The 6912-nt window shown below is 67.8% G+C and carries 7 protein-coding genes and 1 pseudogene; 7 read left to right on the top strand and 1 reads right to left on the bottom strand.

Annotation, left to right across the window (positions count from 1 at the left end; genetic code table 11):
* Positions 1 to 115 (top strand): annotated as a pseudogene (locus LOK44_RS19955) (IS110 family transposase); the annotation flags it as partial.
* A 14-nt stretch (positions 116 to 129) separates the two neighbouring features.
* Positions 130 to 1128, top strand: coding sequence for an oxidoreductase (locus LOK44_RS19950; RefSeq protein ID WP_237571827.1), 999 nt, complete (start codon positions 130 to 132; stop codon positions 1126 to 1128).
* A 21-nt stretch (positions 1129 to 1149) separates the two neighbouring features.
* On the opposite strand, the gene LOK44_RS19945 is transcribed toward LOK44_RS19950, so the two are convergent.
* Positions 1150 to 2121: an esterase family protein gene (locus LOK44_RS19945; protein WP_237571826.1), complete on the bottom strand. Its 972-nt coding sequence runs from the start codon at positions 2119 to 2121 to the stop codon at positions 1150 to 1152.
* A 254-nt stretch (positions 2122 to 2375) separates the two neighbouring features.
* Between LOK44_RS19945 and LOK44_RS19940 the strand changes: the two genes are divergently transcribed.
* The 5 genes from LOK44_RS19940 (at position 2376) to LOK44_RS19920 (ending at position 6910) form a co-directional block, all read left to right on the top strand.
* The gene (locus tag LOK44_RS19940; protein WP_237571825.1) at positions 2376 to 2954 is read left to right on the top strand and encodes a TetR/AcrR family transcriptional regulator; all 579 of its coding nucleotides are present in this window, start codon (positions 2376 to 2378) and stop codon (positions 2952 to 2954) included.
* A gap of 47 nt (positions 2955 to 3001) precedes the next feature.
* Positions 3002 to 4156, top strand: coding sequence for an acyl-CoA dehydrogenase family protein (locus LOK44_RS19935; RefSeq protein WP_237571824.1), 1155 nt, complete (start codon positions 3002 to 3004; stop codon positions 4154 to 4156).
* A 15-nt stretch (positions 4157 to 4171) separates the two neighbouring features.
* Entirely contained in the window at positions 4172 to 4561 is a 390-nt protein-coding gene (locus LOK44_RS19930; protein WP_237571823.1) for a nitroreductase/quinone reductase family protein, read from the top strand.
* A 67-nt stretch (positions 4562 to 4628) separates the two neighbouring features.
* Positions 4629 to 5735, top strand: a complete 1107-nt coding sequence (locus LOK44_RS19925) for a homogentisate 1,2-dioxygenase (protein WP_237571822.1) — start codon at positions 4629 to 4631, stop codon at positions 5733 to 5735.
* Positions 5732 to 6910, top strand: coding sequence for an alpha/beta hydrolase family protein (locus LOK44_RS19920; RefSeq protein ID WP_237571821.1), 1179 nt, complete (start codon positions 5732 to 5734; stop codon positions 6908 to 6910). The genes LOK44_RS19925 and LOK44_RS19920 overlap by 4 nt, the downstream gene beginning before the upstream one ends.
* Positions 6911 to 6912 lie beyond the last annotated feature (2 nt).

Below are 6912 nucleotides of genomic sequence, written 5' to 3'. Positions count from 1 at the left end.
CTCGAGCGCCGAGGCCCTGCGCTGCCTCAAACGCCGCTTAGCCCGCGTGGTCTTCAACCACCTCCATACCGACCAGAAAACCCGACCAAAGCCACGCCAACTCGCAGCGGCTTGACATAGGAGAAACACATGGATTCCTTCAACGCTCTCGTCGCCCGGCAGGACGGCGATCGGATCACCACGTCCGTCGAGACACTGAGCCACGACGATCTGCCGCCGGGTGACGTCACGATCCGGGTTGCCTACTCCAGCGTGAACTTCAAGGACGCGCTCGCCGTCACCCCCAAGGGTGGCGTCGTGCGTGACTACCCCATCGTGGCGGGCATCGATCTCGCCGGCGAGGTCGTCGACTCGCAGTCGCCGGACTTCTCCGTCGGCGACCAGGTGTTGGCGCACGGCTACGACATCGGTACCGCGAAGCACGGCGGCTACGCCGAGTACGCCCGGCTGCCCGCCGACCAGGTGGTCCATCTCGGCGCGCTGAGCGCAGAGGACGCCATGGCCATCGGCACGGCCGGCTTCACCGCAGCGATGAGCGTTCAGGCGCTCGTGGACCGTGGCATCAGACCCGACGACGGCGAGATCGTCGTCACCGGCGCCACGGGCGGCGTCGGATCGCTCTCGATCGACCTACTGGCATCCGCTGGCTACACGGTGGTGGCGTCGACCGGCAAACAGGATGCCGCCGACCACCTCATGGCGCTGGGCGCCAGCGAGGTGATCCCCCGGCTGCCCGAGGACCCCGACGCCAAGCCCCGGCCGCTGAACAAGACGCGGTGGGCCGGCGCCGTGGACTGCGTCGGCGGCGCCACGCTGGCCCACGTCCTGAGCACCGTCGCCTACGGCGGCGCCGTGGCCGCCAGCGGGCTGACGGGCGGGCCGGCACTCAACACCACCGTAATGCCGTTCATCCTGCGCGGAGTAGCGCTTCTGGGCATCGACTCGGTCATGCTTCCCATCGAGGCCCGGCGGGAGCTGTGGCGGCGGCTGGGCGACTCGATGCGGCCTCAGCACCTGGACAACGTAAAACACCCCGTCGATGTCAAGGACGTGGTGTCCGTGATCGACGAGGTGCGGGCCGGCCGTTACTCGGGCCGGGGTGTGGTGAGGGTGGCGGGCGGTTTCTAAGCGCCCGCCACCCCACTCACATCAGGCGACCAGCACGCGCTGGAGGTCGGGCTTCATCTGCTGAAGCTGCTGACCCCAGTACGCCCAGGCGTGGGTACCGGCATCGGGGAAGTTGAAGACCCCGTTCTTGCCACCGGCAGCAATGTAGTTGTCCTGGAAGGTGCGGTTGGTGCGCACGGTCAGACCCTCGAGGAACTTGGCGGGCAGGTTGCCGCCGCCGAGCTCGTTGGGCTGTCCGTTACCGCAGTAGATCCAGAGGCGGGTGTTGTTCGCGACCAGGGTCGGGAGCTGCACCATCGGGTCGTTGTACTTCCAGGCGGGATCGGTCTCGGCCGGGCCCCACATGTCGTTGGCCTTGTAGCCACCGGCGTCGCCCATCGAGATGTTGATCAGGAAGGGCCACCAGCCCTCGGACGGGTTCAGGAACCCGGACATCGAGCTGGCGTAGATGAACTGGCCGGGGTGGTGCGCAGCCAGCGTCAGCGCCGCGCTACCCGCCATGGACAGACCGACGGCTGCGCCGCCATCGCTCCGGACGCCCTTCTCGGCGGCCAGGTAGGCGGGGAGTTCCTGAGTCAGGAACGTCTCCCAGTTGTAGGTCAAGCAGCCCGACTTGCCACAGGCGGGCTTGTACCAGTTGGCGTAGAAGCTGGACTGGCCACCGACCGGCATGACCATGGACATGCCCGAGTCGACGTACCACTCGAAGGCTGCGGTCTCGATGTCCCAGCCGTTGAAGTCATCGCGTGCGCGCAGGCCGTCGAGCATGTAGATGGCCGGCGAGTTCGGGCCACCGCTCTGGAACTGCACCTTGATGTCGCGGCCCATGCTCGGCGACGGCACCATCAGATACTCCACCGGCAGACCGGGGCGTGAGAACGCCCCCGCGGTCGCGCTACCGCCCGTGAGGCCGATCACCGCAGGCAGCATGACCGCCGCCATGACCGACACAAACAACCGGCGCGCCCATCGGCCGCCAATTCTGTCAAACATCAAAGAGTTTCCCATTCAGTTCCGTTTACGGCATGAGGCCGTGCATCCTGCGGCCGGATGACCGCTTCTAGCACCGCGGCGGCGCCAATGCCCCGCGATATGCCCACTCAACCACGCCACGGGCATAGTCGAGTAGACCGTAAGCATTCAGTTGTGGTGAAGGCAGTAAAACATGTAGCCGTCGCCTTCAGAAAGTCCAGGGCCGGTGACGGCGTCGTCAGAAACGGCATTTCGACCGCCCGTAGAGTGCCGCCATGGCAACTTCGCGGGCCCGCCCGGACGACGGTCCGGCGGCGCGCCTCGGCATCGACGATTGGCTGCAGGCGGGCTTCGCCATCCTCGCTGAGCAGGGCATCAAGGCCTTGAAGGTCGATTTGCTGTGCGCCCGCCTCGGGGTCACCAAGGGCAGTTTCTACTGGCACTTCACCGGGATGCCCGGCTACCGATCGGCGCTCGTGACGTCCTGGGGCGAACTTCGCGACCGGGATCGACGCGATTTCGAGGAACTCGGCGTGTTGCCGCCCCGCGAACGTCTGACGCGGATGATGGCGTCGCTCGTGAGCCCGACGCACTGGACGCTCGAGCGGGCCATGCGCGAGTGGGCCCGCACCGACGAGTCGGTCGCCGTGGGCGTGCGGGCGGCCGATCGCAGGGTGCTGCGGGCGGTGCGCGACGCGTTCGTCGACTTCGGGTTCGACGACGAGGAGGCCGACGTGCGGGCCAACGCGACGTTCGCCGCAGGCATTGGCCTCCTCCATCTGTCCGGTAGCGCGCCCGCGCCCCGCGACGCCGCCCAGGCGGAACGCTTCCTCGACCTGATGCTCGCCCGCTGATCTCCAGCAGTCAGCTCCCATACTAAAAAGTATGTTAGGTTTCGGCCATGCCGAACGCCATCACAGACGAGTTCGTCGCACGGCTCGCCGATCGCGCGCGCAGCGCCGAGCGGATGCGGCGCCTGCCCGATGAGACGCTCGACGACCTCGCGGCGAGCGGCTTCACCGAATTGCTGGTGCCGAAGCGCTTCGGTGGCGACCAGGCGGCGTTCCCGGAGGTGCTCGACCCCGTGCGGCGCATGGCCCACGGCTGTACGTCGAGCGCCTGGACCATCGGCTTCTACGCCCTGCACAACTGGATGCTCGCGCTGTTCGGCGAGCAGGCCCAGGAGGAGGCGTTCCGCACGCGGCCCTTCCTGGCGCCTGCCCCGCTGGCACCCACCGGCCGCGGCGCGCCCGTCGACGGCGGCATCCGGCTGACCGGCAGATGGTCGTGGGCCACCGGCGCGATGGGCGGCAACTGGATGATCGTGGCCTGCATCTGCGGCCCCGACGACCCGGCGGCCCTGTACCCCGCGCTGGCGCTGCTCCCCATCGACGACGTGACGATCGAGGACGTCTGGCACACCGACGGCATGTGCGCGACCGGCTCCAACGACGCCGTCGTCACCGACGTCTTCGTGCCCGACCACCGGATGGTGCGGGTCGCCGACATCTACGGCGGCACGGCGCCCGGCGCCCAGCTGCACGACAGCCCCACCTACCGGTGGCCGCTGGTGCCCGCACTCGCCCTCCTCGCGGCCATGCCCGCACTGGGCAGCGCCGAGCGCGTCACGCAGCTGTACGCCGACCGGGTGGGCCAACGCGTACTGGCCTACGAGGGTGTGATGCAGAAGGACAAGCCCATCGCCCAGGCCCGGCTCGCGGAGGCCAGGGTGCGATTGCGCGCACTGCACGGGCTGCTCCGCTCCACCGTCGACCAGATCGAGGCCACGGTGACCGCGGGCGAGGTCGTTGGGCGCCCGGTCCGTGGCGATGCGCGGATGGCGGCCGCGCACGTCGTGCACGAATCCCGAGCGGTCATCGCCATGCTGTTCGAGGCGTCGGGCGCCAGCGTGCACTTCCTGGACAGCCCGCTGCAACGCTTCAAGCGCGACGTCGACGTCCTGTCCGGCCACGTGGTGTTCGACTACGACACCAGCCGCGAGTTGGCGGGCGCCCTGACGCTCGGCATGAAGATCCCACGCACGGCGATGGTGTGAGGAAGGCTGCGGTGCATGGCCGACCACGTACGTGACCGCTTCACCGCCTTCTTCCAGAAGAACGTCGCCAACCCCGTGATGAGACGGAATCCCCTTCAGACGCTGCTCGAGACGACGGGGCGCAAGTCCGGTCAGCCCCGGCGCACCCCGCTCGGCGGGAGCCGGATCGGCAACGAGTTCTGGTTCGTCTCCGAGTTCGGCGACCAGTCGCAGTACGTCAAGAACATCCAGGCGAATCCCCGGGTTCGGGTGCGCTTACGTGGACGTTGGCATTCCGGCGTGGCGCACCCGGTGCCCGACGACGATCCTCGGCGGCGCCTCGAATCGCTCCCCTCGTTCAACAGCTTCGGCGTGCGCACGTTCGGCACCAACCTCTTGACGATTCGGGTCCACCTCGACCGTTGACGGGTGTTGACGCACTCCAGAAGTAAAACTAATGTCACTTTTAGTTCACTGCGCCGAAGGAGTCGCCATGGAATCGTTCGTCCACCTCCGCAAGGGCACCACGCCGAGGCGGTTGCACGCGGATCTCGACGGGTTGAAGGACGACGAACTTGGCCGCGGCGGCTTCGTCGGACGCACCGCGAACATGTACCGCCGCAACGACCCAACGGCGTACCGGTCGGTCGGCCCTCTGCGCCCGGTCGACGTGCTGTCCTCCGAGCTGAAGCCCAGCGACGCCACCGACGCCCACGGCGGACCGATGCTGATGTTCTCCAACGCCGATTGCCAGGTGCTGCTCTCGCGGCGCAGCGAGCCGATGCCGTTCTTCGTCCGCTACGTCGACGGCGACCTGCTGTCGTTCGTGCACGAGGGTTCCGGACTGCTCGAGACCGAGTTCGGTCCGCTGCGCTACCGCACCGGCGACTGGGTCTACATCCCGAAGGCGTGCACGTGGCGCCAGATACCTAGTTCGCCGAGCACATGGCTGATGGTGCAAGCCACCGACGAGTTCCGGGTGCCACCGCCGGGAACGCTCGGCAGGCACTTCCCCTTCGATCCGTCGCAGACCGAGATCCCCGACCCGCAGCCCATCGACGACGGCGACGGACCTCTGGTCGACGGCGAGTACGAGGTACGACTGATCCACGACGGCGGCCCGACATCGCTGTTCTATCAACACCATCCGCTCGACGTCGAGGGCTGGCGCGGCGACAACTTCGCGTTCACGTTCAACATCGAGGACTACAACGTCGTCACCTCCGACAGCGTCCACCTGCCGCCGACGGTGCACCTCTTCATGGAGGCCACCGGCGTCTACGTCATGAACTTCCTGCCCAAACCCGCCGAGAGCAGGCCCGGTACCGAGCGCACACCCTGGTACCACCGCAACGTCGACTTCGACGAAATCGCGTTCTTCCACAGCGGCTCGCTCTACGGCATCCCGATGCCGCCGGGGCTGGTTTCCCATGCGCCGCAGGGCGTTCACCATGGCGCACCGGAGAAGGCGCGGGAACGTGCCCGCCGCAAGTTCGGCGAATACGACCGCGTCGACTGGTCGGTGATCGCCGTGGACACCCGGCGCCGGCTCATCCCGTCGCCGGAGCTTCTGGCCAACGACCTCGGACAGCACCAGTGAGCGCCCCGACGAAGCACGCCTACGATCGCATCCCGTATCTCGTTGCCTACCAGAACACCTCGGGCGTGCGCGACGTCTACGGCGGCGTCGCCGAACTCGTCGTGCTGGAGAGTTATCTGCTCAGGCCCGACACCCCGAGCGACACCGTGCTGGTGTTCATGCACCCGATCGGCGGGGGTGCATACCTGCCGATGATCAACGCCCTGGCCCGCGCGGGTCATCACGTCATCTACTGCAACAGCCGATTCCGCGGCACCGACTCGGCTCTGCTGATGGAGAAGGTCGTGGAGGACCTCGGCGAGTGCATCAAGGACGCCAAGAACCGGTTGGGCTACGCCAAGGTCGTGCTCGCCGGCTGGAGCGGCGGCGGGTCGCTGTCGGCGTTCTATCAGCAGCAGGCGCAACACCCGACCGTCACCGCGAGTCCGTCCGGCGACGGCCCCGACCTGACGAAGCTCGGCCTGATCCCCGCCGACGGCATCATGCTGCTGGCAGCCCACGTCAGCAGGCACGGCACCATGACCGAATGGCTCGACGCGTCGATCCTCGACGAGTCCGACCCGTCCCGCCGCGATCCCGAGTTGGACCTCTACGACCCGGCGAACCCGAATCAGCCGCCGTACACGGCCGAGTTCCTCGACCGCTACCGCGCGGCGCAGATCGCCCGCAACCGCCGGATCACCGCCTGGGTCAAGGACAAGCTGGCAGCCTTGCGAGCCTCGGGCCGCCCGGATGACGAGTTCGCGTTCGTCGTGCACGGCACCATGGCCGACCCGCGCTGGCTCGATCCGACCGTCGATCCCAACGAACGCGCCCCGGGCACCTGCTATCTGGGCGATCCTCAGGTGGTGAACAACTCCCCCGTCGGCCTCGCGAGGTTCTGCACGTTGCGCAGCTGGCTCTCACAATGGAGCTATGACGACGCCAACGGTGACGCCGTGAAGGCCGGGCCCGACATCGCGGTACCCGCGCTGGTCATCGGCAACCTCGCCGACGACGCCTGCACGCCGAGCCACACCCGCCGGCTGTTCGAGGCCATCGGGCATCCCGACAAGGAGATGCACGAGATTCCGGGCGCGAACCACTACTACGCGGGGCCGGACCAGCGCGACACGCTGCGACGGGCCGTCGGGATCTGCACCGATTGGCTGCAGCGGCACGGGTTCTCGGAGTGAGT

It is taken from the genome of Mycolicibacterium lacusdiani (assembly GCF_021916785.1).
Classification (GTDB): domain Bacteria; phylum Actinomycetota; class Actinomycetes; order Mycobacteriales; family Mycobacteriaceae; genus Mycobacterium; species Mycobacterium lacusdiani.
Note: the sequence above shows the minus strand (reverse complement) of the source record. Positions and strands in the feature narration are given on the sequence as shown.